The sequence below is a fragment of the Kribbella sp. NPDC002412 genome (assembly GCF_053592935.1).
On the sequence record NZ_JBSFBL010000009.1, the window covers coordinates 1 to 24742 of the forward strand.

21 protein-coding genes and 1 pseudogene are annotated in these 24742 nt (G+C 66.3%); 11 read left to right on the top strand and 11 right to left on the bottom strand.

Annotated features, from left to right (window positions below; genetic code table 11):
* The 4 genes from ACWCOV_RS09700 to ACWCOV_RS09715 form a co-directional block, all read left to right on the top strand.
* A partial coding sequence (locus ACWCOV_RS09700; RefSeq protein ID WP_449828817.1) for a hypothetical protein occupies positions 1-1364 on the top strand: 1364 nt, incomplete at its 5' end.
* Entirely contained in the window at positions 1361-1861 is a 501-nt protein-coding gene (locus tag ACWCOV_RS09705) for a DUF7680 family protein (RefSeq protein ID WP_449828818.1), read from the top strand. The genes ACWCOV_RS09700 and ACWCOV_RS09705, both read left to right, overlap by 4 nt.
* Before the next feature lie 41 nt (positions 1862-1902).
* Positions 1903-4788, top strand: a complete 2886-nt coding sequence (locus tag ACWCOV_RS09710; RefSeq protein WP_449828819.1) for a DUF1156 domain-containing protein — start codon at positions 1903-1905, stop codon at positions 4786-4788.
* On the top strand, positions 4785-8051 hold the full coding sequence (locus tag ACWCOV_RS09715; protein ID WP_449828820.1) for a DEAD/DEAH box helicase: 3267 nt from the start codon (positions 4785-4787) through the stop codon (positions 8049-8051). Before ACWCOV_RS09710 ends, ACWCOV_RS09715 begins: the two co-directional genes overlap by 4 nt.
* Positions 8052-8536: 485 nt before the next feature.
* On the opposite strand, the gene ACWCOV_RS09720 is transcribed toward ACWCOV_RS09715, so the two are convergent.
* Entirely contained in the window at positions 8537-8893 is a 357-nt protein-coding gene (locus tag ACWCOV_RS09720) for a hypothetical protein (protein ID WP_449828821.1), read from the bottom strand.
* A gap of 95 nt (positions 8894-8988) precedes the next feature.
* On the bottom strand, positions 8989-9333 hold the full coding sequence (locus ACWCOV_RS09725) for a hypothetical protein (RefSeq protein WP_449828822.1): 345 nt from the start codon (positions 9331-9333) through the stop codon (positions 8989-8991).
* Positions 9334-9577: 244 nt separating this feature from the next.
* Between ACWCOV_RS09725 and ACWCOV_RS09730 the strand changes: the two genes are divergently transcribed.
* The 5 genes from ACWCOV_RS09730 to ACWCOV_RS09750 all read left to right on the top strand — a co-directional run bounded on the left by ACWCOV_RS09730 (position 9578) and on the right by ACWCOV_RS09750 (position 15205).
* Positions 9578-10678 (top strand): tyrosine-type recombinase/integrase, encoded by a 1101-nt coding sequence (locus ACWCOV_RS09730; protein WP_449828823.1) that lies wholly within the window; start codon positions 9578-9580, stop codon positions 10676-10678.
* Positions 10675-13176, top strand: a complete 2502-nt coding sequence (locus tag ACWCOV_RS09735; RefSeq protein WP_449828824.1) for a tyrosine-type recombinase/integrase — start codon at positions 10675-10677, stop codon at positions 13174-13176. Before ACWCOV_RS09730 ends, ACWCOV_RS09735 begins: the two co-directional genes overlap by 4 nt.
* Positions 13173-13724: a DUF6262 family protein gene (locus tag ACWCOV_RS09740; protein WP_449828825.1), complete on the top strand. Its 552-nt coding sequence runs from the start codon at positions 13173-13175 to the stop codon at positions 13722-13724. The genes ACWCOV_RS09735 and ACWCOV_RS09740 overlap by 4 nt, the downstream gene beginning before the upstream one ends.
* 75 nt (positions 13725-13799) lie before the next feature.
* Positions 13800-14513, top strand: a complete 714-nt coding sequence (pyrH, locus tag ACWCOV_RS09745; protein WP_449828826.1) for a UMP kinase — start codon at positions 13800-13802, stop codon at positions 14511-14513.
* A 47-nt stretch (positions 14514-14560) separates the two neighbouring features.
* On the top strand, positions 14561-15205 hold the full coding sequence (locus tag ACWCOV_RS09750) for a class I SAM-dependent methyltransferase (RefSeq protein WP_449828827.1): 645 nt from the start codon (positions 14561-14563) through the stop codon (positions 15203-15205).
* Positions 15206-15394: 189 nt separating this feature from the next.
* On the opposite strand, the pseudogene ACWCOV_RS09755 reads toward ACWCOV_RS09750, so the two are convergent.
* Together ACWCOV_RS09755 and ACWCOV_RS09760 are read right to left on the bottom strand one after the other, a co-directional pair.
* Positions 15395-16024 (bottom strand): annotated as a pseudogene (locus ACWCOV_RS09755) (ATP-dependent DNA ligase); the annotation flags it as partial.
* Positions 15975-16202, bottom strand: coding sequence for a hypothetical protein (locus ACWCOV_RS09760; RefSeq protein ID WP_449828828.1), 228 nt, complete (start codon positions 16200-16202; stop codon positions 15975-15977). The pseudogene ACWCOV_RS09755 and the gene ACWCOV_RS09760, both read right to left, overlap by 50 nt.
* Before the next feature lie 539 nt (positions 16203-16741).
* On the opposite strand from ACWCOV_RS09760, the gene ACWCOV_RS09765 reads away from it, so the two are divergent.
* Positions 16742-17434 (top strand): M48 family metalloprotease, encoded by a 693-nt coding sequence (locus ACWCOV_RS09765; protein ID WP_449828829.1) that lies wholly within the window; start codon positions 16742-16744, stop codon positions 17432-17434.
* Positions 17435-17986: 552 nt separating this feature from the next.
* Here ACWCOV_RS09765 and ACWCOV_RS09770 read toward each other — a convergent pair.
* On the bottom strand, positions 17987-19279 hold the full coding sequence (locus ACWCOV_RS09770) for a Shedu anti-phage system protein SduA domain-containing protein (RefSeq protein ID WP_449828830.1): 1293 nt from the start codon (positions 19277-19279) through the stop codon (positions 17987-17989).
* Positions 19280-19787: 508 nt separating this feature from the next.
* Between ACWCOV_RS09770 and ACWCOV_RS09775 the strand changes: the two genes are divergently transcribed.
* Positions 19788-20213 (top strand): hypothetical protein, encoded by a 426-nt coding sequence (locus ACWCOV_RS09775; RefSeq protein ID WP_449828831.1) that lies wholly within the window; start codon positions 19788-19790, stop codon positions 20211-20213.
* A gap of 98 nt (positions 20214-20311) precedes the next feature.
* On the opposite strand, the gene ACWCOV_RS09780 is transcribed toward ACWCOV_RS09775, so the two are convergent.
* From ACWCOV_RS09780 to ACWCOV_RS09805, 6 genes are all read right to left on the bottom strand, one after another.
* Entirely contained in the window at positions 20312-21223 is a 912-nt protein-coding gene (locus ACWCOV_RS09780; RefSeq protein ID WP_449828832.1) for a bifunctional DNA primase/polymerase, read from the bottom strand.
* Positions 21220-21444, bottom strand: a complete 225-nt coding sequence (locus tag ACWCOV_RS09785) for a hypothetical protein (protein ID WP_449828833.1) — start codon at positions 21442-21444, stop codon at positions 21220-21222. Before ACWCOV_RS09785 ends, ACWCOV_RS09780 begins: the two co-directional genes overlap by 4 nt.
* Positions 21441-21737 (bottom strand): hypothetical protein, encoded by a 297-nt coding sequence (locus tag ACWCOV_RS09790; protein WP_449828834.1) that lies wholly within the window; start codon positions 21735-21737, stop codon positions 21441-21443. The genes ACWCOV_RS09785 and ACWCOV_RS09790 overlap by 4 nt, the downstream gene beginning before the upstream one ends.
* Before the next feature lie 2 nt (positions 21738-21739).
* Positions 21740-22558 (bottom strand): hypothetical protein, encoded by an 819-nt coding sequence (locus tag ACWCOV_RS09795; RefSeq protein ID WP_449828835.1) that lies wholly within the window; start codon positions 22556-22558, stop codon positions 21740-21742.
* 95 nt (positions 22559-22653) lie between these two features.
* Positions 22654-24198, bottom strand: coding sequence for a DNA cytosine methyltransferase (locus ACWCOV_RS09800; protein ID WP_449828836.1), 1545 nt, complete (start codon positions 24196-24198; stop codon positions 22654-22656).
* Between the two features lie 84 nt (positions 24199-24282).
* Entirely contained in the window at positions 24283-24432 is a 150-nt protein-coding gene (locus ACWCOV_RS09805; protein ID WP_449828837.1) for a hypothetical protein, read from the bottom strand.
* Positions 24433-24742 lie beyond the last annotated feature (310 nt).

Here is a 24742-nt window from a genome sequence, read left to right on the forward strand (position 1 = left end):
CCGATACCGCCGCCGTCGAGGACCTCAAGGACCGGGTTCGGTCCCAGCTCGCGCTGGAAGCGCTCGTCACGGAACCAGCGCGGCTGGCAACGTTCGCTGACGAGGTGAAAGCGAAAGTCCGCACCATGTACGACGACAGTGGTCTCAACGCGCGCATCGCCGTTACCCGCTGCTACAAACACGTGTACTACCCGGTAAAAGACGCGAGCAGCAAACATCTCGCCCACCGTGAGCTCCCGCCCGCGCAGAAGGGCGACGTCGCCAGGAGCGTCGTCCGTACCGTGCGCGAGCTCCTCGTCAACGAGGGCAAGGTCCGAACGGAGCCAATTCCGACCAACTGGCTGCGCGATCGTGCCTGGGACAGCCCGTCGGCGACGACGACGAAGAAGCTGTCCGACTGGTTCTGGCGCGACCAGTCCGCGCTGCTCCTGCTCGACACGACGCTGCTCACTGACGCGATCAAGAAGGGCATAACAAACGACGGCTGGGTCTACTACGACACCGCCGCCGAACGCGCTTACACGGCAACGTCAGCCACGCCGGCCGTCCAGCTCTCCGACACCGTCGAGCTCTACACCGCCGACGAGGCTGTCAGCCGCGCAATCCTTGGACGAGCCCCGACCCTCGGCGACGTCCTTGCTTGCGTCAGTCAGGAAACGACCGGTCCTGCACTGCGCGCGGCGCTGGAGGGTCGGTGCCAAAAGGAACCCACGAAGACACAGGTCGCCGAACAGCTGGCCGAGGCGTTCCGGCAGGGCAAGCTTGTCGTCACGGACGCCACACCGGCCGCCGGTGTCAAGGCGCTCGGCGTGAAGGAGATTCGAGAGCGCAGCCTCGACACGTTTCACGTCCTCACCCGATTCGAAGCTGACCGTCTAGGCGTTGAGTCCGCGGTGGCGAAGCCCGCGTCTAAGCGGATCGACGCCAAGACCGGGCCAGCAGGGGTCGCGCTGACGAATTTCCGCGACGACCTCACTGACAAAGGTAAGCCGCTCGTTGAGATGCGGCTGGCCGTCCGTACCGACACCAGCCCGGGACTGCAGGATCTTGACCTACTCGGAATGGCGCTCGCCCAGATGCCCAAGCACAACATCCATGTCGGCGTCGATGTCGCGCTCAGCTTGCCAGGGCTGGACGGCGCCGTAGAGGTCCGGCTGGAGGGCGACAAGGCGCATTACCAGCAGGCCAACACCAAGCTTGGACCGCTACTCAAGGCCGCCAGCGAGGTCGAAGGAAACCTCACCCTGACTGTCGACTTCGGCGAGGACGGCGTCATGCCCGACGACCCGGCCTACCAGCACGTCGACTCAATCATCCGGAACCTCGGACCTGCCGAGCTCACCGTCGATGGGAACACCGCATGACTGCCGTCAGCCGCAGATCTGAAAGAGGCCTCTCCGCGGTCCACGCGGACGCCCGTGCCGGCGTCCGCGCCTTCCGGCTCACTATCGAGCGCGCTCGGGCTGCAGCCGACGAGGGCGACCGCTACGGTGTCCGGCTGGAGGAGTCCTACGCCAACGGCGAGCGCACACTGACCTCGGCTGTCGCCCATGCGACGCCGCTGCAGACAGCGCGTATCCTCGACGCCGTCGTCACCGCTGTGCGCACCAGTGGACACCAGGCTGGTGTCCTCACCGCGGCTCGGAAGACGCCAATCCCACTCGACGAAGCCGCCGGTGTCCGCCTGGCGCTGACCCTGCTGGCAGCACAACCGATCACGAAGCCCACGCGCATCCGCCACATCGTTGCAGGCGTCGCCTCTATGAGCACCGAGGAAACCTATTACTGGTACGCGAAGGCCGTTGGCCCCGGGGCCGACCGGGTCCGACGTGCCCTGCGGCTGTTCCTGGCGGAGGAGTGACGGTGACAGGCCCACGCGTTCTCATCGAGGACTGGCTCCCGATGGCCGAGCTCGGCATCGAGGCCCGCCGCGAGCGTGCGGCCGCGAGCGCGCTCCCTCCGCTGTCCTTCCTGCACGTTTGGTGGGCCCGCCGCCCGCTCGTAGCGAGTGCCGGCGTCGTGCTCGCTGGACTCATGCCTGCGTGGACGCCCGATCTTGCATCCGCGTTCCCTGATGCGCGGCAGATCCAGTCCGAGAACGCCTACCGCTCCTGGCTCAAACACCTGACAGGAATCTGGGGCGACCCGATTCGCGCCCGGCGCGCGTACAACGCGGCCGTCGCGAGCGGTGTCCGCATCCCCAACCCGTACACGTACAAGCAGGCATTCCGCAACCATCCTGACGCGGCCGATCTGGGTCTTCTTGCGGCAGTTCTACGACACACCTGGGACGAGGACCCGCTGGTCGCAGACGTAACAGCCGGAGGCGGCAGCATCCCGTTCGCGTCGGCGCGCCTGGGTCTGCGGACTCACGCAAACGACCTGAACGGCGTTGCGGCTGCCGTTCTCCGCAGTGGGGTGCAATACCCCGCACAGTTCGGACCAGACCTGGTCGACGACCTTCAGAAGTGGGGCGGCACGCTTGCGGCGCGCGTTCAGGAGCGCATAGCCCGATTCTTCCCGTCGCACCCGGGCGAGCAGGTCGCCACCTACATCTGGGCCCAGACAGTCGCGTGCCCGCGCACCGGCAAGCCCGTGCCGCTCGTCCCCGACTGGACCCTGCGCTCCCAGACCGGGAAGCGTGTGGCCGTCCGAATCGTGACGAAGCGAGGCGATCGGCAGCTTGATGCGCCGGAGTTCGAGATCGTGCGGGGCGACGAAATCGACTTCGATCCTACGTTCGGCACCGTCAAGCGCGGTGACGGTCTGTCCCCTTGGGACGACCAGGTCATCGACGAGGCGTACATCAAGGAGGAAGCTCAGTCGGGCCGCATGACGGCAACCCTCTACGCGGTGATCGCGCGCAAGGCGTCCGATGGCAGTCGGATATTCCGGGCCCCCAACCCGGCCGACCTCGATGCCGTGCGAATGGCCGAATCTGCTCTTAGTGAGCTGCGCCCGTCTTGGTCGATGGCGGATGTATTGCCGACTGAGGAACTCGCAGAGAAGGGCGACCGCGGCAGGTCATCGAGACCTCGGCTGTTCGGCATGCGGAGCTTCGCCGACATGTTCACCGCACGCCAACTCCTCGTCCACGGCACGTTCGTCGAGGAGTACAGGCGGCTCGTGCCTGAGGTTCGTGACGCAATGTCGGAGGATCGCGCGTTGGCGGTCCTGACACTCCTCGGCACCATGCAGGGCAAGTCGCTGGACTACAACGCGAAGTCGTGTGGGTGGGACTCGACACGCCAGAAGATCGCCCATGTGTTCACGCGGCACGACTTTTCCTTCAAGTGGTCGTTCGCGGAGTTCGAGGGCACCGCGCTCAGCGCATGGGCCCATGAGCAGTTGCTCGATGCCTACCAAGGGCTCGCCAACCTCATGGCGATGACCGGTCAGAACCCCATAACTGGGAAAGCGCGCCCGCGCGAGATCGTCGTAACGCAGGGCAACGCGGCGGACATCCCGAGCCTTTCGACGGGCAGCGTCGCCCACCTGTGCATGGATCCGCCGTACTACGACAACGTGATGTATGCGGAACTAAGCGACTTCTTCTATGTCTGGGAGAAGCGAACCATCGGCGTGGTGGCCCCGGATCTTTTTCCAGCTGACATGGCCGACAAGGACAACGAGGCCGTCGCGAACGCATCCCGGTTCGCGCATCTCGGCAAGCGGATGCGCGAGCTGGCCGACGCTGACTACGAAGCGAAGATGACGGCCATCTTTACCGAGGCACACCGAGTCCTCCGCGACGACGGCGTCCTGACTGTGATGTTCACGCACAAGCGTGCCGAGGCATGGGACACCCTCGGCATGGGTCTGCTTAATGCCGGCTTCACCATCGAGGCCTCTTGGCCAGTGAACACCGAGGCGGAGCACTCATTGCACCAGTCGGGGGTGAATTCCGCGGCGAGCACGATCATGCTGGTCTGTCGCAAGCGGCCAAGGGTCGGTATGAACGAACACGGGAATGTCTACCTGGAGGACATCGAGGGTGACGTCCGACATGTGGCGCGCGAGGCAGTAGCCAGGTTCCGCGGCGACGGCATCGACGGCGTCGACCTGATGCTCTCGGCGTACGGTCCTACCCTCAGTGTCGTCAGCCGGCACTGGCCTGTTTTCGCAAGCGAGGCCGCGGACGATGGCCGTGCTCGCCTCCTCCGCCCGGAGGAGGCGTTGAACATCGCTCGATCAGAGATTGTGCGAGTCCAGCGTGCACGACTTGTCGGTCACCCCGTCGAATTCGACGCACTCACCGATTTTGTGATTGCGTTCTGGGACGTCATCAAAGACGACACCGCGACGTTCGACGAGGCTCGGCGGCTGGCGCTCGCGGTCGGACTGGATGTCGAGAAGGGTGAGCTCGCCCGAGCGAAGCTGATCGAAAAAAAGGCGGGCACAGTCACGCTGCTTAATCCGGACAAACGGGTGCGGCTCCGCGGCAGCGACGACGACCTCCCCGGCGTGCGCGCGCTGGCCGCCTCGTTCACCAGTTTGATCGACGCTGTCCACACCGTCTGCTACGTCGCCGACAACGACGGCCTCGCCGCGGCTAAGGCGCTTTTGGACCGGACCGCGCTCATGCGTGACACCAGGTTCACAGCAGCGTTCCAAGCGCTCGTTAACGCCATCCCGCGCACCCGTACGCGCGACGGCTCGTTCCACATCCCCCTTGCTGAGGCGCTCGAGCGCATCGCGACGGCCTACCTGCCTGGCATCGCAATCCCGTCAGATCCGGTCGACGCCGTCCCAGTGCAGGAGGACCTCTTCGCGCAGGACCAGATTTGACCACCCCCGGGATCGACGCGCCGGCCGAAGCTGGCCCGGAGCCCCGCCCGCTTCCTCTGTCGGACTTCCAGGAGGTTCCGCTCCAGCCGTCCTATTCAACAGGCGAACAGCCGCTCACGCGGTTCTATGTCCCATTGCTCGCGAGAGCGAAGGAGTACCGGCGCCTGGTCGGCTACTTCAACGCAGCCGTCCTGGCGCGGGCAGCAGCGGGCTTCGCCCCATTCGTCGCACGCCGCGGGCAGATGCAACTGGTCGTCGGCGCGCAACTGTCGGAAGAGGACGTGGACGCGGTCCTGCGCGGGGAGCCGCTGGATCGGGTTGTCGCGGACCGGCTACGGCTCCAGCCACTGACCGACGGCGTGGATATCGTGCAGCGTGAGCACCTCCGGTTGTTCGCGTGGATGCTGCGAGAAGGGCTGCTGGAAATGCGCGTCGGCGTCCCAGTCGACGCCCTCGGGAAGCCGCTGCGACCGGAACAGGCGCGCCGATACTTCCACTCGAAGTACGGGCTGTTCACGGATGAGCTCGGCCGGCAGATCGCGTTCTCGGGTAGCGACAACGAGACCGTTGCCGGCTGGACGGGCAACCACGAGACCTTCCACGTCTACTGGTCCTGGAACGATCCCGTGTGGGCTTTGTACGGCGCGGACGTGGTACGCCGACTCGATCAACACTGGACCGGCACGCCCGACTCGGGCTGGGCGGTCATGCCGGTGCCTGAGGCTGTGCGCGAGCAGCTCGTCAGCATCGTCCCGCCCGGCTGGGATCCTCCCCTGGACGATGCGGACCCTCGGCTGCGAGATTGGGACGTACCTGATGACCCGCTCGGCGGCGGTCAGACCGACATCGACACGACGGGAGAGAACGACCCGGATGTCGCAGAGCGGCAGCGGAGATCGGATCTGGACCGGCTCATCGAGGTGATGAATGCACCGCTGACCCGCACCATGGTCGGCGTCGCAAGCGCAGGCGTAGAGCCGCTCCCGCACCAGCAGCTCATCGCCGTCCGCGCCGTCGAGACCTACCCGCGCGGGTATCTACTCGCCGACGAAGTAGGCCTCGGCAAGACGATCGAGGCCGGGCTGATCCTGCGTGAGCTGTTGCTGTCCGGCAGGGCTAAGACCGCGCTGTTGTTGGTCCCGGCGAGTGTTCTCCGGCAGTGGCAGGAGGAGCTGCACGAGAAGATTGCGCTCGATGTGCCTAGATACGAGGGCGGCGCGTTCCTCGACCGGCACAACCGACCGCTTTCAGTGGACCCGTCGGCGAACCCCTGGTCGGCGTCGCCAGTGCTACTCGCCTCGTCACACCTGGCCCGTCGCAACGACCGACGCACGCAAATCCTTGCCGCCGCGCCGTGGGACGTGGTACTCGTCGACGAGGCGCACCACGCCCGCCGGCAAGGATTGAAGTCGACGGGGACGCCTAACGCGCTGCTCTCGCTGCTGCAGGTGATGAAGGACACCGGCGCGTGGAAGGCGCTCTATTTGGCATCAGCCACACCGATGCAGATGGCCCCACACGAGGCGTGGGACCTCATCGATCTGCTCAGCTTGCCCGGTGCGTGGGCCGAGTCGGCTGACCAGTTCGTTCGCTACTACGCCGACCTCCGACGCCCGGCGTCCGAGCGCGACTGGAGCACGCTGACGCGGATGCTGCGCGACCAGCTCGACGCGGAGGGTGCCTCGGTCGACGAGGCCCTGCGGACTCGCGTCCGAGATGAGCTCGGTCCAGTCCGCTCGCGGACCGTGCTGCGCTTGCACGAGCCGCCCCCGCCGACGCGCCACCGGGTCATGGCCTGGAACCAAACTCAAGAGCGCCTCGTGGACGAGTGGCTGCGCGCGCACACTCCGATGCGCGACCGCGTGTTCCGGCACACCCGGGCGACTATGCGCCGCTATCAGCAGAACGGGCTTCTTCCACCGGACTTGACCATCCCGACACGGCAGATCCGCGACGAGTTCATCAAGCTTTCCAAGCCAGAGCGGGCCCTATACGAGCGGATCGACGGCTACATCAGTCGCTACTACAACGCCTACCTAACCACTGGCACTACCAGCCAGGCCACCCGCGCTCTCGGATTCATCATGACCGTTTACCAGCGGCGGCTGACCAGCAGCTTCGAGGCGGTCCGACTATCGCTCACTCGCCGACGCGACCTACTGCGTGCCGGCCGCGGCCTCGTTCTGAACGACCTGCTCGATTCCGACGACCGCCGCGAGACTGAGGACGCCGACCTGCCTACCGACATGGTTGTCGACGACCCAACCGCGGACGATCTGCTCGGGAGGGAGATCAGCGAGCTCGACTCGTTCATCGCGGATATTGAGGCACTCGGCGGCCAGGACACGAAGGCCGACCAGCTCTACGGCGATCTCAACGAGGCGCTGAGCGCCGGCTACGACAGCGTCGTCCTGTTCACCCAATACACCGACACGATGGACTACCTACGTGAGCGTCTGGCTGGCTCCTATCAACGAGTCGCCTGCTACTCCGGACGTGGTGGCGAGCGATGGGATCCCGACACCGGTACTTGGGCCCGAATCAGCAAGAGCGAGCTCAAGCAGCAGTTTCGCGACGGCGAAATCCGGATCCTGCTCGGCACAGACAGCATGAGCGAGGGCCTGAACCTTCAGACCTGCGGACGCCTGTTCAACTACGACATGCCATGGAATCTCATGCGGGTTGAGCAGCGTATCGGCCGCATCGACCGTATCGGCGCCGCGTACCCGGTCGTCACTATCAGCAACTACTTCTACGCCGGCACAGTAGAGCAGAGCGTCTACGCCGGCATCCGCGAGGACTTCGGAAACTTCACCGAAATCGTTGGCGACGCTCAGCCCGTCCTTGCAGCGACCGAGGAGGCGATTCGCGCCGCCGCAATGGCTGTGCCAGGCGATGACACCGTCAAAGCCGTTGAGAAAGCCGTCGACGAACTCAAGCGCCAGGTCCGCGACGCCACCAGCGGTGCTGTGCGATTGTCCGACGCCGAGAGGCAGACACTCGCCGTCCCCGAGCTTCATCCCTCCGCCACCCTTACTGATCTCGCGGCCGCACTAGTCAATAACCACGCAATCGATCAGTGGCTAACTCCCGACCCTGCTGAGGACGGTGTCTACTGCCTCGCGCTGCCCGAGTGTGAGCCCGTCTTAGTGGCCTTCGACCGGAAGACCGTCGATCAGAGCCCTCGCGACGTCAGCCTGTTTACCTGGGGATCGGCAGGGGCATCGGCGCTCCTGGCGTCCGCACTGGACGGCGATAACTAGCAGCCAAGGCGCCCGAGCAGGCCGCCGGATCTCGGGCTAGTTCGCTCTATTGCCTCGGGCCGCAACCCATCCACTGACTGGGTCGCCGACCGGGGCGTGCCTGCTCTCAGGGCCTCGTGCCTCGACACTGTGCGGGCAGCGGCTCGCCTGCGAGTGGTCTCTGGCCGCGGCCGGCGACGTGTCTAGTTTGCCGGAAAGTCGGCAGGCGTCGTTGGCGTTATCCACAGGTTGTCCTGTGCCACCCCGGAAGGCAGCGCCGTACGGGGCCAGGTCGGGATCTTCTGGGTCGGCGGGGTGGCAGTTCACGCCACCCTGCCATACCCACAGGTTCCCGGGGCCAGGCGTGTAGCCGAGCGCCCAGCCGGGGCCGGTTGCCTCGGTCCGCCCCATCCGATGGGCGGACCTGATGCGGTCACGGAAATCCGCTTCGAAGTAGATCTGCCCGTGTCCGGGTCCAGCCTCGAGCTTGATCACGGAACCGGTCATCAGCTTGCCTTCTCAGCTGGCAGTTCTCCGGCGGGACGTAGGTCGTCGGCGGGGTACCACCGGACCCGCCCACTGTCGTCGCAGACCCTGCCGTACCACTCGCCGCGGTCCCGGATCCACACATCGATTGTCCCGGCCAGCCTCCATCGCCTGACGGCGACCGGGACTGAGGGCTTGCACCAACGCACCGCCTCGGGTCCGCGCTCGCCGTAACTGTCATACCTGGCGTTCAGGTCGGCCGCCAACTCCGTGGCCTCGGCCTCGCCGAGATCCAGCGGCATGTTCCACCTGCTGACCGCCGAGTCGGACACTCCGAACCCACGGTGGGCGTCACCGCACACCTCGAACCTGCTCATGAAACCCAGGATGCCACAAAGGCGAACATATGTTCGATAGGTGGATTTCGAGCTCCCTCTTGGCCGTACGGTGCGGCGCGGTCCCGAGCGAAGGCTTACGCCGGAAGTCGGTCCACATCATTCGGCGTGAGGTCGCCGCGGACTCGATGGAATCGAAGCGGGTGTCGGTAGTGGTCGCCTTGCCGGGCGGCGTCGGCCGCCACCTCGGCCACGACGAGCGGCCTGACCTTGATTATCGGGACCATCTTGGCGGCGCGGCCCCAGTGCCCGGCGCTGATCTCGTCTGGCCAGGGGTGCCGATCGCCTGCTGATTTGAGGACCGATGCCAGCTCCTTGGCCTGGGATGGGTTGAGTGGAACGGTCCGCCCGACGATCTCCAGGTCACTTCCTCGGTAGCGGCCACACACGACTACCTCCGGGCGCTCGATGCTGCCAGTCACATCACCTCGATCGTGTCGCGGTGTTTGACCCTTCATCGGGGTCTGGAAACCGTCGTGCACTGTCGCATCTAGGCCCGTTCCGGAGGTGTGCGCGACACCCGACCGTCGGGTGCGGACGCAGCGGCGCGGCGCCACCTAGGTTGAGCGATTCGTAGCCGGCGTGCTGGGCGTGGGCCTGTCGTGGAGGTAGCTGGAGATGCAGGCGTTTGTGGTCCGACTCCCGTCCGGTCAGCGGTATTGGACAGTGCTGGACGAGGACTTACACGTGCATCGGGAGGCGGATGCGTTCTTGCAGCAGATGCGCTTCGGGCGAGGGTGCGCCGAGAGCACGACCAGGGCGTATGCCACCGCCACCGCGCTGTATCTGCGGTGGTGCCAACAGGTTCACCGTGACTGGCGGGACGCGGTCGACCGGCTCGGCGCGTTCATGTTGTGGCTGCGGCATGCCCCGGGACCTCGCTCACTAGGGGTGGAGGTCGTTCGGGCCGAGGTCGTGGTCCGCCAGCCGCGCCGGATCAACGCAGTCTTGGCCGCGGTGCGCGAGTTCATGAAGCACGCGGTGGTGAGCGGTGATGCACCGGCGCGGGCGTTGGCTGCCCTTTACGAGGTGGGGGATGACCGCTGGTCTCCTGCTGAGTTGAGTGGTGAGCGCACTGGTCTGCGATATGTCGCGCGTCCTCGACATCGCTTGTCGGTGCCGGAGCGACCGGCGGGGAGGTCCAGCGACTCGGACGCAGTGTCATTGCTGAAGGTGTGCAGATCGGCCCGGGACCGGTTCATCGTGGTGCTGCTCGGTCGAGCCGGGCTTCGACGCAGCGAAGTGGCGGGACTGCGGAGGCCGGATATGCACGTGGGTCTGGAGTCGACGTCGGCAGGCTGCGATGTCGGCGGCGAGCATCTGCACGTGGTCCGCCGTGAGGACGCGCCAAACGGTGCGGTCGCGAAGTCTCGGCACCCGCGGGTGGTGCCGCTGGACTTCTTGGTGGTGCAGGCCTACGACGCCTACTGCTGGGAGCGTGACCGCTGCCGGGCAGCGTTCGGCTGCGATTTCGTGCTGGTGAACCTGTTCCGGCCACCGTTGGGTGTGGGGATGCGGCCCGGTGCGATCAACGAGCTGTTGGCGGCGTTGTCGCGGCGAGCTGGCCTTGACCGGCCGGTGCACCCGCACATGCTGCGGCATGCGTTCGCGAGTAACGTGCTGGAGGCCGGCGGGACGCTGGACGAGGCTCAGGCGCTGCTTGGGCATGCCAGTCCGCTGTCCACCCAGGTCTATCTGCATCCCTCGACGACGCGACTGCGGGCCGCGGTGGATAACGTGGCCCGGGGCTCGGCGGGGATTTCGTGACTGTGCTGCCGCACGCCAAGGCGATCGCAGCGGCGTCGACCGGGTCGTCGAGGCATACCCGTCTCACCAGGTTGGAGACACTGCTGGATCCGGTGTTCTTGGCCGAGGTTGGCTGGGATTGGGATCTGCAGTTGCTGCGGCCTCCGCAGGATCACCGGCTGCTCGGGTGGTCGGGGTGCTCGGTCGCTGGCTGCAAGGTCGAGGCTTTCCGGAAGGTGATCTGCTGCAAGTGCCGCACCAAGCAGCAGGCCAGTGGCCTGTCCGTCGAGGAGTTCATCGCCGCCGCATCGCCGAGGGCGGGCCGCCCGTCGCCCCGATGGCTGGTCGACGAGCGGCTCTGCGTCGTTGGTGGGTGCCAGCGTCCGATGCATTCTCGACAGGACGGGTTGTGCAACAGCCACCGGAGGCGCTGCGCCGACCTCTACGGGCCGCTCAACACCGACACGGTGAAGACCTTCGTCGCTCGGCCGGATGTGACCGGCTTAGCTAGCTGGGGCGAGTGCAGGGTCGTGGCCTGCCTGATGCTGGCCTACGGCAGCCGGGGGCTGTGCACTCGGCATACCCAGCGGTGGGGTGCTGAGGACCGGCCCAGCCTGAAGGTTGACTTCGAGCAGTGGTGCCGCACCGAGCACGGCGTCGTCGTGGCCGGTGTCGCCAACCTGCGCGGCCTGGACCGCCTGGTCGTGGCTGAAATGTTGGCCGGGGTGCAGCTGCGCGCGGGTCAGGGCAAGCAGGTCCGGCCGTCACAAGTGAACCGGCTGGCACGGGCCGCGCGGACTCAGCAGCTCGGCAGCCTGCGGGACATAGATCCGAGCGCATGTGGCGAGGACCTCAGGACGCTGGTGGCTAGCTTTGTCCTCGAGGCGAACCGCGCGACAACCACTGCGCTGGAAGAGCAGCGCAAGGACTGGTGGGATCTGGTGATCCTGGGTGCGGCCGGCCGGCTGGATTTCACCGTGCTGGTGCAGCCGTGGCTGCGGGAGATCGCGAAACACTGGTCGAGCGAAAACCTGCCACGGCGCCGGGGCGACAAAGCTGGCGGGGTGGTGCGAACGCATGTCGGGTCACTAGCCGAACTGTCGACCAGCCTGCGCCTGAGCCGCGACGACGAGGGCCTCGATCACACGACGCTGGGCCGGTCCGACATCTTGGCTTTCCTCGCGCGGCTGGCTCACCTCGAAAAGACCGGTGTGGTGTCGCCGAACCGGCGGCTGCAGATCGTCCGCCATGTCCGGACCGTGCTGCGTGACGGCAGGGATCTCGGGATGGCGCTGCCGGGCGGCTGCGCTGCGGGACTGCCCGGTGAGTTCAGTATCCGCACCGACGATGTCCCACCGCCTGTCCGTATCTCCGGCCCTGGCCGGGCGATGCCGAACGAGGTGATGAACGCGCTCAGTGATGCGTTGCCCCTGCTGGAGGCGATGAGCGGCCGAGCCGCCCGGGTCGCGGTCGAAGTGTTGATGGACACCGGACGGCGCCCGGACGAGGTGTGCCAGCTGCCGTGGGACTGCCTGGACCGAGATGGCGACGGCAAGTACGTGTTGATCTACAACGACTACAAGGAGAACCGGCTGCAGCGGCGCCTGCCGATCGCCGACCGCACCGCTGCACTGATCCGTGACCAGCAGGCCCGTGTCCAGGAGACCTTCTCCCATACGAGTTCCCCCGAGTTGGTGCTGCTGCCGGCGGTCACCGCCAACCCGGACGGCACCTCGTCGCTGCGAGCACGAACGCTGACCAACCTCCACCGCGAGTGGATCGATCGCCTGCCCGAATTCACCCTGTCCGACGGGGGCGTCTTCCCGGCGGCTGCTGTGGTGGCCTACGCCTACCGCCACACCTACGCACAGCGCCATGCCGACGCTGGCACCCCGATCGACGTGCTGCGCGAGCTCATGGGACACCGCAGCGTCCACTCCACGGAGGCCTACTACCGGATCACCGAGGTCCGCACGCGCGCCGCAGTCAACCGGGTCGCCGACCACCAGTTCGACGGATCCGGCAATCGGCTCTGGCGTGAGGTCGCTGCGCTGCTGGACAGCGAGCGAGCCCGGATGCGGGTGGGGCAGATCGCCGTCCCCTACGGCGTCTGCACTGAGCCGTCCAACGTGCAGGCCGGCGGTGGAGCCTGCCCTTTCCGGTTCCGTTGTCTGGGCTGCGGCCACTTCCGCACCGACGTGTCCTACCTGCCTGACCTGCGAGCCCACCTCGACCGGCTCCTGGCCGACCGCGAACGCGTGCTCGCCGCAACCGAACTTGAGGCCTGGGCCCGAACCGAAGCCACCCCCAGCGACACCGAGATCGACAAGGTCCGTGCGCTGATCCGCAGGGTCGAACATCACGTCGACGAGCTGACCAGCGAGGAACGCGACCAGATCACCGAGGCGGTCAAGGTGCTACGCACAACCCGGCAGATTGTCAGCCTCGGCATGCCCACCAGACCACCAGGTCCGGGCGAACAGGGCGACATCAGGGCGGTCGGACGGAGCACACCATGACAAACCCGGTCCAGCCGACAGCAACTGAAGGGGACAATCCGCTCGTGCGGTCCCGCCGCCGCGACACCGCGCGCCGTCGCCTGCAGGTCCAGAACGCTGTGGCTCAATTACGCGCCGAAGGTGCCGTCATCACCGTCTCCTCGGTCGCCCGGGCTGCCAGAGTGCACCGCAGCTTCATCCACCGCCACCCAGACCTGCACGCCGCACTGGAGGCGGCCGCGGCCCGGCCAGCCGAGCCAGCGGCTGCCAACAGCGCAACCAGCTTCGCATCGATGCGGGCCGACATGCTCAACGTACGAGCGCAAAACATCAGGCTCCACCGTCGGATGGAAGCCCTTCAGATCCGACTGTCCGAAACACTCGGGGAGACAGCGTTCCGAAGCACCGGCCTGGGAGCACCCGACGACATCCGGGCTCTGCAGCAGAGGCTGACCGACAGCGAGCAACAGATCATTGAACTCCGCCGGCAACTTGAGGAACGCACCGAAGAGTTGGCGGCAGCCAGGGCCGCCGGCCGCGAGCTGATGACCCAGCTCAACCGCCGGTGAACCTCACCAAGCCCGACCAGCGGTCGGAGTGAGTTACGGTTTCTCCAACCTGATCGCCTGCAGCAAGGAGTTGGCATGCCGCACTATCGACGGCTGGTAATCAAGCTCTCGGGTCAGGCAATCGCCGGCTCTGCTCAGTTCGGATTCAACACCGACAGCTTGACCCACCTCGCGAACGAGGTCATCAGCGCACGTAACACCGGCGTCCAGGTGGCAGTGGTCGTTGGTGGCGGCAACGTCTTTCGAGGCAACCGAGCAGACGACTGGGGCATCGACCGAGTCGAGGCCGACAACATCGGAATGCTTGGCACCGTCATCAACGCGGTCCTGCTGCGTGGAAGGCTCGCCGCACTCGGCCAGGCAGATGTGCGACTGATGACGGCGATACCGATCAACAACCTCGCCGAACCGTACATCCGGCTGCGAGCGCTCCGGCACCTGGAGAAGGGCTCAATCGTTCTGCTCGGCTGCGGAAACGGCCAACCGTTCACAACAACCGACTACCCTGCAGTGCAACGCGCAGTCGAGCTCGGCGCCGACGCCCTGCTCGTCGCCAAGAACGGTGCGGATGGTGTTTACGACGCCGATCCGAATGAAGTCGAGTCGGCGCACCGGTTCGATCGCCTGACCTATCAACAGGTGATCGATAAGGGCCTCGGCGTCATGGATCAAAGTGCCTTCATCCTTGCCCGCGATCACCGATTGCCGCTACACGTGTTCGACATCGACCGGCAGGGCGCAGCAGCGGCGATCAGTTCTGGTCAACACATCGGCACCATCATCAGTTGAACCGATGCTCATGTCCGTCACCCCGCAGAGAGAGGAGGCACCGCGAGATGTCCCAGCTCGCCGACTACTACCGCGAACGTGCCACCGAGTACGACGCTGTCTACTCCAAGCCCGAGCGGCAGCCAGATCTCGCCCGCTTGCACAACTTGCTTCCCGACCTGGTTCGTGACTGCTCGGTCCTGGAGGTTGCGGCCGGCACCGGGTACTGGACGGCGACTCTGTCTACCGCAGCACAGGCAGTCACCGCGACCGACCTCAACGACGAGCCCCTGCAGATCGCCCGCACACGCGAATACGGCCCAGCATCGGTCACTATCCAGACCGCTGATGCCTTCGACCCCCAGGCGATACCCGGCGAGTTCGACACCGCTTTCGCCGGCTTCTTCTGGTCGCACGTGCCCCGAGCCCAGATCGGCCGTTTCACCCGCAGGATGCGCGACCGCATCGGTTCCGGCGGCCGGGTGATCGTCCTCGACAACCGCTATGTCGAGGGCAGCAGCCAGCCCATCACCAGAACGAGCGACGATGGTGACACCTATCAAAGCCGACGCCTGAACGACGGCCGCTTGTTCGAAGTGCTGAAGAACTTCCCCAGCCAAGAGCAGTTCACCTCCGACGTCGCACCGATCGCGGCCGGAGTGCAATGGACCCAGCTCGACTACTTCTGGCTGGCCACCATCACGCTTAAGTAGGGACTTGCGGAGACTGTGACGCCTGTGCCCGACACCTGTCGGCCACACAGAATCATCCGGCGTCAGCGCCCTGACCAGCCCAACCACGGATGTCCGAGCAACCGGGCACCCTCGGACCCCCACAGAATTGACCTTGACCCACTCACGCCGACCAGGCTGATACCGCGTACCGGCGCCCTTCACGACCAGTCCTTCGACGCCGGAGTAGCTGAAGGCGTCGAGCCACTCACGTGCCTCGTCGGGATCGTCGGTGACCGGCGAGAGCTGCAGGGGCGGTCGCCATGCTGTGGCGAATGAGCTGAGGCGTCGCTGCCGGTGACTGAGGCGCATCATCCTTATGTCTACCTGGTCGATCGCCAAGAGGTCGAAGGCAACGTAGGAGGCCGGCCACTTCGGTGCGAGTTGCCGCCGGATGGTCGCTGCGCTGTTGATCATGCGCTGCTGGAGTGCGCCGAAGTCGAGCCGTTCGCCGCTCCACACGACCAGCTCGCCGTCGAGGACGCAGTCTCGCTCCAACTGCGCGTCGAGCGCCTTGTGGACATCGGGGAACTTGTCGGTCAGGTCGGTTCCGTTCCGCGACCACAAGCGGACTGTGCCGTTGCAGCGGACAACGGCGCAACGGTAGCCGTCGTACTTCAATTCATAGCGTGATCCGCCGGGAAGGCCGTTGCGGCCCGGCAGTTGTTCTACCGCCTTGGCGAGGGCCAGTTCGACGGGTCCCGCCAGGTCCGGCGGGAGGACAGGCCCGTGATCGGCTGGCCTGGGCGGCTTACGGTTCGCGGGCATCGCGCGCCGCCTCGTCTGGGCGGTTGACGACATCGGGTGAAGGAATGCGCACGTTCTCGATCCGAAGCGCCCAGTTGCCGTCTGAGCGCTCCAGCCATTGGCCGATGCTGATGCTGTGGCCGTCGTCGGTCTCGACCTCGACGAACCGCCCACCTTCGGGCGCCGGCGGTCCGTCGAAGACGATGTTGATCGTTTGCACGGATCCGTTCATGGCTCCAGACTGCGCCTGATCGGGGTCGCCTGTCATCGTGCCTTCGGTCTCACATTGCGGGAGCTGTGCTCGATCTGCACTCGCGAGTGTTGCCGTTGGCAAGCTCCAGAGGCGTCTCCGCGCCCTTTGCAACAAGCTGCAAAACGGCTGGCCGCATGTCGGTGGCGGTGGCTACCCTGCGAAAGATGAATGGGGCTGAGAGCAACAATCCGCACCACTCGACCCGACCGGCAACCACTTCCCGCCAGCCCCTGCCTGGCTGGGCGGCAGTGCCCAACCGGAATTCCCCACCGACAAACCAGGTACCGTCTCGTCCAGCTCCGATCGTCCCACCACCCGAGGCACGGCCGGCGGCCGGCCGAGCACGACGCTGGGACATCGCTGGCCTGACGGAGCTGCTGCTGGCGTTGCCGTGGCTGTGGTGGGCGTGGCTGGCGGTGCAGTTCGTTGGGCTCCCGAGTGACACGATCGAGCATGTTGCCCTGGGCGTCTGGTTGGTATCAGGGGCGGGCTTGATCTACCCGCGCACTCAGGATCTGTTGGCCTGGAAGGTGTGGCGCCTCCGGCCACCGTCCGAACTGGAGTCCCGCCGGATCGGCCCGGCCTGGTGGGCCGCGTGTGCCGCGGCCGGCGTCAACCCCGACCGCTACCGGGTGTGGATCCACGAGGGACCGGAGGCCACCGCACCGCAGACAGCCGGGTCGACCGTGGCGGTCACGTCCTGGAGTGTCCACACGCTGCCGCCGCGCAATCTCGAGGCGGTCCTGGCGCACGAGCTGGCACACCGGCTGGCGGTGCCGGGCTGGCTGTCGCTGATGATCTATTGGTACTCGCTCCCGGCCCGGGCGCTGGGTGCGTTCATCCGGCATGGGGTGAAGGTGCCGGGCCTGAGTACGGTGATCAAAGTCGTGATCGGGTTCCTCGTGGTGGGGGTGTTCCTGGTGGCGTTCTTCACTAGCTTCGACGGGTACTTCGTCATGATGATCTCGCCAGTGTTCGCGCCGATTGTCGTTGCCTGGGCGTCCCGGGCGAGCGAGAAGTACGCCGACCGGGTAACTGCCGATCTCGGGTACGGCGTACCGCTGTGGGAGGTCTTCACCGGCCGCGAGGTCGCGCGCGCCCAGTCGCACCAACGGATCGACCGCACGCCCCTGACGGCGTCCCAACCGATCGAATCGGCCCGCCTGCGGGCGCTTGAGCATCACCTGCGCTCAATGGCTCAGGCACCCTGACATTCCGGACTCTCGGCCCATAGCGCAACGAGGTTTGTGTATTGCGACAGCCGGGCGGACACTGCAAGCGGGTGACCAGCCGTCACCAGGCCGGGTTACCCCCCGCTCGGCCTGTCGCTGGCGGCTGGTCGCTCGACGGGTGGCGGACGACCACGGCACTAACGCCAGGCAGCGCGGGCTGGCGGTGAGTGCTTCACCGTCGGGGAATCGGACCCGGCAACAGGTTGCCGCCAGGCCGGTGTGGCGCTCTGGCAGGCTGGAGGCATGTGCGGACGATATGCCTCGACCAGCAGCTCCGACCGGGTCCGCGTCGATGCATATCGTCCGCACATACCGTCAGGCTGCCACAATCGCCTGCGCGAAGGCGGTTCAGCACATAGCTATGGCGGCTACGACCGGCCCTAAAGACGGAGGGCCACCGGCACTCGTCCGCACCTGCCGATGTGCGCGCGCCCGTCGTCTCGTCGCCTTGGCATCGATGAAGCTCTCCACCGAGGCCCATGAGCCCTGTTTGTCCGACAAACGCCCACCTATCAGCAGCGCTTGCAGGGTCTAATCCTCGGGCGCAGGCGGGTCGAGTTCCAGATAGTTGATAATGTTCTTTAGCGCCGCATCTGCGCGCCGAGCTAGGAGGTCGTAGGGGACTATTTGTGCGCGATGAAGAGACCTATTCAGCTCGTGCAGAACTAGTCGTTGATGCTCCTCGAGTCGGTCCAGGCGACCAAGGACAATGATCAGCCTGGGATCTCGGGGGTTCGAGATTCCGTGCAGTTCCTTCGCCGCCTCCGCGTGACGCGTCAACCGATCCCTGTACGCCATGGCTTGGGCTAGCGCCTGGGCAAGACCGCGACTGAGCTTGTAACGATGCGGGCTCGGCACGCCAGAGTTCTCTTTGTGCGACGGCGCCTTAATGATTACATCTCCAGGGCTCTTCAGTTCCACCAAGTCGTTGTAACCGTCAAAGCGCTCGAGGATGAAGTCCATAGAGCCGCTGGGCCCCTGAGTCTGTGGACAAATACCTGCATACTCCAGACCAAAGAGCAACGGATGCTGGGACAAGAACCGCTGCATGTCGGTTTCGGTTGTACCGTTCTCACCCAGCAGTTCCTGGTAACGCTCAAGTGCTCTGCGCGCATCGGAAACGCGGTCTGCGACCCGCTCATGCAGGACCAGACCCGCGACGCGACGGCCGTCCTCATCCGTGGTGGCACCCCGGATGAGGTCTGCGCGATGATCTGATTGGGTCAGGCCGACAGTGAGTTTGATCAGCTGGTGAATCTGCTGGTCGGTAAGATCACCGAGCGCCGTGACGGAGTCCACGAGTTCTTGCATCGTCGCTGGACTGCGCGCACCGATGTCGATCAGTTCCGTCAGACGTTGTAAGCGTCCGTCGGCTTCGTTCAGCCACGCGGCCACGTGCTCGACGTCCATCTGACGCATGACAAGTTCGCGAACAGCGTCTGGGTCGCCAAGCTCCGACAGCTGCGTGAACTCATGGAGGTGCGATACATCAACCGCTAGATGATTTGCCAGATACGAGAGAGCTGGATTGCCCGGCGTCCGACGGTACTCATCGATGTTGACAACGAACAGGTAATGCGTCGCGGTCGTAATGAAGCCCTGCCGGACATCGGTCCGCCGAGTGAGCAACAGCGCCGGTATCAACCCAGGAGGAGTCTGGTCCTTAACCGTGCGGGCCAAAATTTGACCGTTCTTGAAGTGGGTGCGCTCGTCCGGGAAGACGTCGAGCCAATCGAAGTCGTGGAAGACCCGAATACCGCACAGACGCTCGCGAGCGCCCCGACGAGATCTCAGCCGGGGGCTCCATTCGAGGTCGAGGGCCACCCAAGAAGGGTAATCCGCCGTTGGTCGAAAGACATACAACCCGAGACCCGAGACAGGCCGACTTGACGTGGGTTGGGCTCGGCTTGTCACCTCGGAACGAGAGCCCACATCTGCCGCGATGCGGGTCCGAACAGAGCGCCGGGACCGACTTCATCTTGACAAGTACATGCCTTGCGCGACCCCCGTTCTCCGCAGACTCGGGAATGGTTGTCCACAGGGGTTGTGGCGATCGGGGTTTGTGTCGTCGGCGGCGGGCTACAGTGCTCGCTATGCCCGCGCAGGCGTTCGTCGAAGAATCGAGCCGCACGGCTAGCTCATGTCCGCCGTCGTGATCGCCACCGGCGAGCTGGCGATGGTACGTGGAAAGCTACGCAAGCGTGGTCAGCGGCGGCTGCCGGCGCCGGTGCCCTGTGCCAGGACTTCCAGTCCAGTTGTCGTGTGCACCAGCGAGCGCAAGCCACGCCGGGGTCATGGAAAGTGTCGGTGGGCGGTGGGATCGTGTTGTGGTATGGAGCTGACTGGCCGGGATTTGGAGCGGATACCGCGGGAGAACCTGCGTGTGCCGGTGCGTGAGTTCGCCCGGCTGTGGCTGGCGGCTGAGCGTCGCGGCGATGCGCTGGCGGCTGAAGGCCGCGGCGACTGGTACCTGACCGGCGTGCAAATGACGTGCAGTTGGCTGGCGTGTGCCTTCGTGACCTTCAACTACCCGTCCGGCCCGGTCAGGCAGCGGGCGCGGGCTCCGATCACTCGCAGCACTAGAAAGGCGTACGAGGAGTTGATCGCGCTGGAGACCGAGGCCGCCGAGCTCGCGGTTACTCGCGGTGGGCTGCCTGGTCGCCCAGGTTTCGCAGAAGGTGCAATGGCGACGCTGGCGTGGGCGTGGCGACGTTCGGGCGTGCCGCCGATTGAGATTGAGCACGCACAGGCAGGTTGACAGTCAGCTCACCCATCCACGAAGAACGGGCCTCGGGAGCCATTGTGCGGCTTCCTGAGGCCCGTTCCTCGTTCATCGTGTTCCGCTTCCCCCGCCTGTCATGCGGTTCGTTGGCGAGGGTGCTGTGTGCCGGCGGTGAGTCCTGAGGTGATGGTGCGTTCGGCTTCGTGGCGGGGTAGGCCAATGCGCCCGGCGGCGGATACGAGTTCATCTCGCGCGACATGCTGGTCGAGCAGCCGCGCGCCGACGAGCTGACCGAGTGCGAAGGCGGCGCGGTTGAGGGTGTCGTTGCGCTGGCCCGGTGTGGCGGCGAGGACTTTCTCGAGTTCCCCGGTGAGCGCGGCGAGGGCATACGCGCTGGTGTTTTTCAGGTTGGGTGCGGCCCGGGGTGCCTCAGCGGCGGGTGGGGTCGTGTTAAGGGCTTCGATGATCCAGCTGGGTAGAGGCCGCGGTGCCAGAGTATCCTCCGCGAGGTAGCGACCGGTGGCAGTGATCGAGCCGGCGCCGACGATGTAGCCGCCGTGCCCGCGGGTGTCGATCTTCCAGCCGATGCGGCCGGCGCTGTTGCCGAGCTGGTGGCCGGTGGGTTGGCGGTAGTAGAGGTGTTGCCCGCCGGATGGTGTGGCGACGGTGTAGGTGGCGGGAATGCTGGCGTCGTGGTCGGCGGCGGCCAAGGCGAGTACGTCGGCGCCGTTGGTTGCTCCTCGGGTGCGCCACGGTTCGGGTGCCAGGTCTGCGGTGGTCTTGGGTTGGTCGAGGTCCACGACGAGGAGACCGGACGGCCCGGCGGCGACGCCGATGTTGTACGGCGCATGGCGCCAGGTGCGGGCGATGGCGAGGTGGTTAGTGGTTGCTTCGAGTTCCCAGTCCTTCTCCACGGCGGGTACCTTGCGGCCGGGGGCGAGCGGGAAGACGGCCATGCCGTGATCGGCGTGCCAGTGCGCTGCCCGGCAGAGCAGCTCGTGGTCGGGGTCCAAGGCTCGCCCGCCGCGCCGCGTAGTGGTAGTCACGGCTCGATTCCTCTCCGGTCGGGGTGGACTCGTTCGCTACGGACTCGCTGCTTGTCGCGGCCTGCGGCGGGCTCGCGGAGTTCGAGGTAGACACGGACGCCGAACGATCCACGGTTCGGGTAGGCACGGTCTGCGCCGGCCACTTCGAACTCGTGTCGTAGATGCTCGACCAGGCGCGCGATTTCGTCGGCCTCGCCGGAAAGTCTCACCTTGATCGTCATGCCGTCACCCCTTGGTCCTTGTTCGCTCCGGGCCATGCTTCGGGGCTGGTGTCGCCGTTGAACACCACGCGCAGCGGGCCACGCTCGCAGAGACCGTCGAAGTCCGGGCGGCCGGGAATGTCGTCGTCGGGGCACGGCACGGTGGCGGCGCAGTCGTCGCCGTCCTGGGTCTCGAACACGATCCATGGGGTTCCGTCGCGGTCGATCACCACGGGGGTCAGCGCCCAGGACACCAGCTCAATCAGTTCGTCGTACGTCGTGAGGGTGGTTCCGTTCTGGATGCGCTCAGCCATGGTCAGTTCTCCTTCGTAGTGGTGGGTACGCCGTAGTGGGCGAGCTGGGGGATGCGCAGGTGCGGCCAGTGCCCGGCGGCCAGGAGTGTGTCGGCGTGGCTTTGGCCGGCCTCCCAGTCAGGTGCGGTGTCGCTGCCGGGCAGTGGTGTGGTCTCGCGGGCGTGCCGGTAGAGCTGGCTGGCCAGGTCGCTGCCCCACCCGTCGGTCAGGTCGTCGTTGCTCGCGTCGGTGAACCGGACCGTGACGCTCAGGTGCTCGGGGTAGCGGTGCGGGTCTTCGGTGCGCAGCTGCTCGAACCGTGCCCGAACGCTGGCGGCGAACCGTTGCTGGTACTCGTCGCGGTCGCGCTTCTCCAGCTCGACAAGCTGTTCCTCGATGTCCTCGATCTGCTCCAGCTCGTCCAGGTTCAGCCGGTCGCGGGAGCGGCTCCAGCGGTCACCGAACAGAGCTTGCCCGATGTGTGCGGTGCTGGCCTCGTAGGTCTCGAACATGCCGAGGTCGTCGAGCTCGTAGACGCTGTTGGCCACGATCTCGATCGGTTCGGTCCGATAGGTCAGTAGGTACTCGTCGTCGTATCCGACGGTGCTGCGCAGCAGGTCAATCACGCCGGCGGCTTCCCACGATCCGGGGCGGCCGGCGGTCACCGCGTCGCTGCTGCCGAGGTTCGCGGCGACCGTAGCGAGCAGGTGCGTGATGAACTCGGCGCCGTCGCCGCCGCGCTGGTTGTTGTTGATCGCGCGGATCGCGCGGGTGATCGCGGTGGCGGCCACCTGGAACTCGTCCGGTCCGGTGTCAGTCTCAGTGTTGGTGGATTCGCTCATGGGGGCTTCTCCTTCGTGTGTTGACGGTTACGTGTCAATGGCCGGTCGGCCGAGGGGCCGGACCTCGGCGGGAGGTCCGGCCGACTGCGGCCCGGTCAGGCGGTGGTCAGGTCGGTGAGGTCGTGGCCGAGGGATTCGGCGACGGCGGCGATCAGGTCGCGCGCGGCGGGTGGGGTGACGGCGTTGCCGAGCTGGCGGACCTTCTCGCGCTTGTTGCCCAGCACGACGTAGCCGTCCGTGAACGCCATGCCGGCGGCCACCTCGTGCGGCTCGAGCATCCGGAACAGGCAGTCCTCCACGGCCACGGTCTGAGGCTCGAGCACCGACTGGTGCCCGGCGGTGGTGATCGTTCGCAGCGTCTCGGTCGCGGGTGTGCACATCTCCGCACCGGAGTAGCGGGAGCCGTTGTTCCGCATGATCAGCGCGTACCGGTCCCGGGTGGTGAACGTTCCGTGCGGCTCGCTGGTGTCGCGGCTGGTGGCGTTGTCGTAGTAGGGCATCAGCAGCCCGTGGTGGTTGCCGTTGGCAGCGAACGTGTCGAACGGCTCTGCCGCGCTCTTGGTCGTGTTGTTGTTGCGCAGCGGCACTACCAGCGCCTCGGACTCGCGGGTGGTCCTGGTCCGCATCACCTCCGATACCGGCGTCGCGGTCTCGTTCCAGGTACCGCCGGCCGGGACCAACAGCCCGGTCTCGTTGCGAGTGGTCATGGTGCGCATTGCTTCGGACAGCGGCGCGGCGGTCTTGCCGTCGCGGCCCTCGACCGGCACCAGCAACTCGGGTTTCACGTAGCGGGCCAGTCCGGCGCGGATGCGGGCCATGGTCTTGTCGGCCAGCGGCCTCGCGCGGTCGCCGATCCGCTCCCCAGTCAGGCTCCAGTCGATCGCGGCCGCCGCCGGGAGCCAGCCCGGCTCGACCACCTGGTTGCGGCAGGCAACGTTCGGGCAGCGCCACACGTACTGGGCGCGGTAGCGGCCCCAGGTCCGTTCCGGCTTCTTCCACGCCTGCATCGCCCGCACCATCTGACCGCAGCCCTCGCACCACGCGCTCGCCCGGGTCCACCGGTTCAGGTCCGGGCACCCCGACGTGCGCAGGTGAGCCACGACGTACAGCCGGTCGCGAGATTGCGGCGCCGGGAGGCCACCGGCCTGGGCGTGCATGCTGTTGAGGTAGACCACGTGTACGCAGTAGCCCAGGGCGTCCAGACCGGAGCGCCACGCCGGCCACAGCACCCACAGCGCTGCGTCCACGACGTTCTCCACCACGATCGCGTCGTAGCGGTGGTGCTCGGCAAACCGCACCACATCCCACATCGTGGCCCGGGACCGCTCCGCCGCCTCGTCCGGCAGCGTGTCCCCGAACAGGTCCGGCATCGCGTCCACGTTGCGCTTCTTGCCCTTGGCCTGCGAGTGGTTCGTGCACTCAGGCGACGCCCACAACACGTTCGTGCGCGGGTACTTGCGCGGCTCGACCTGGGACAGGTCGGCGCAGTCGTGGTCGGTGGTCGGGTGGTTGCTATTGTGCGTCTCGACGGCCAGCTTCCAGTGGTTCGCGGCCAGCTTCACCGTCACACCAGGCACCTGCACCGCACCGGTGCTCGACCCACCGGCCCCGCAGAACAGATCCGTCATCGTCAACGTCATCGGTCTTCAACCCCTTTCTGGGTTGGTGCGGGGAGGCGCCGTGGGTGCGTGGACCTTCACCACGGCCCTCCCCGAGCTGGTGGGCTAGTTGGCGGTCTCGATGTGTTCCATCAGCAGTGCGTCGGCGTCGTCTGGTGTCGGGCCGGTGAACTCGCGCCCGCAGGAGCAGGTCGATACGAAGTCGTCGCCGTTGTAGGGGTGTTCGCCGAGCGGGGTTGCGTCGCTGTGGTTCATCGCTTGGTGCTCCCGGCGCTGGACGGGCAGCCCGGCCGTCCGCAGCCGACCTGGCGCTTGGGGCTGCACCACGGCGGGCAGCTGGTCTGTTGGGGGGTGGTCGTTGGCTTCGGCATCGTGGTCCCTCTCGCTGGTGGCCGTTGTGTGACGGCAGCCCTTGGGCCTGCCGGCTACTGCCGTCTGCCGGGCCGCTAGAGGCTCCGAAGTCAAGGGGTTCTCGGCTGGTGGACAAGGAAATAAGCGGAGCTTGCGGAGCGCCGCCGTCCTCCAGGCGAGAACCCCTTGACTTTGGAGGGGGCGGTCTGGCACC

Bases quoted from the DNA above. Each gene is read 5' to 3' on its own strand.
- ACWCOV_RS09705 (WP_449828818.1), top strand. From the start codon at position 1,361: ATGACTGCCGTCAGCCGCAGATCTGAAAGAGGCCTCTCCGCGGTCCAC.
- ACWCOV_RS09710 (WP_449828819.1), top strand. From the start codon at position 1,903: ATGGCCGAGCTCGGCATCGAGGCCCGCCGCGAGCGTGCGGCCGCGAGC.
- ACWCOV_RS09720 (WP_449828821.1), bottom strand. From the start codon at position 8,893: ATGAGCAGGTTCGAGGTGTGCGGTGACGCCCACCGTGGGTTCGGAGTG.
- ACWCOV_RS09740 (WP_449828825.1), top strand. From the start codon at position 13,173: ATGACAAACCCGGTCCAGCCGACAGCAACTGAAGGGGACAATCCGCTC.
- pyrH (WP_449828826.1), top strand. From the start codon at position 13,800: ATGCCGCACTATCGACGGCTGGTAATCAAGCTCTCGGGTCAGGCAATC.
- ACWCOV_RS09750 (WP_449828827.1), top strand. From the start codon at position 14,561: ATGTCCCAGCTCGCCGACTACTACCGCGAACGTGCCACCGAGTACGAC.
- ACWCOV_RS09760 (WP_449828828.1), bottom strand. From the start codon at position 16,202: ATGAACGGATCCGTGCAAACGATCAACATCGTCTTCGACGGACCGCCG.
- ACWCOV_RS09775 (WP_449828831.1), top strand. From the start codon at position 19,788: ATGGAGCTGACTGGCCGGGATTTGGAGCGGATACCGCGGGAGAACCTG.
- ACWCOV_RS09785 (WP_449828833.1), bottom strand. From the start codon at position 21,444: ATGACGATCAAGGTGAGACTTTCCGGCGAGGCCGACGAAATCGCGCGC.
- ACWCOV_RS09790 (WP_449828834.1), bottom strand. From the start codon at position 21,737: ATGGCTGAGCGCATCCAGAACGGAACCACCCTCACGACGTACGACGAA.
- ACWCOV_RS09795 (WP_449828835.1), bottom strand. From the start codon at position 22,558: ATGAGCGAATCCACCAACACTGAGACTGACACCGGACCGGACGAGTTC.
- ACWCOV_RS09800 (WP_449828836.1), bottom strand. From the start codon at position 24,198: ATGACGTTGACGATGACGGATCTGTTCTGCGGGGCCGGTGGGTCGAGC.
- ACWCOV_RS09805 (WP_449828837.1), bottom strand. From the start codon at position 24,432: ATGAACCACAGCGACGCAACCCCGCTCGGCGAACACCCCTACAACGGC.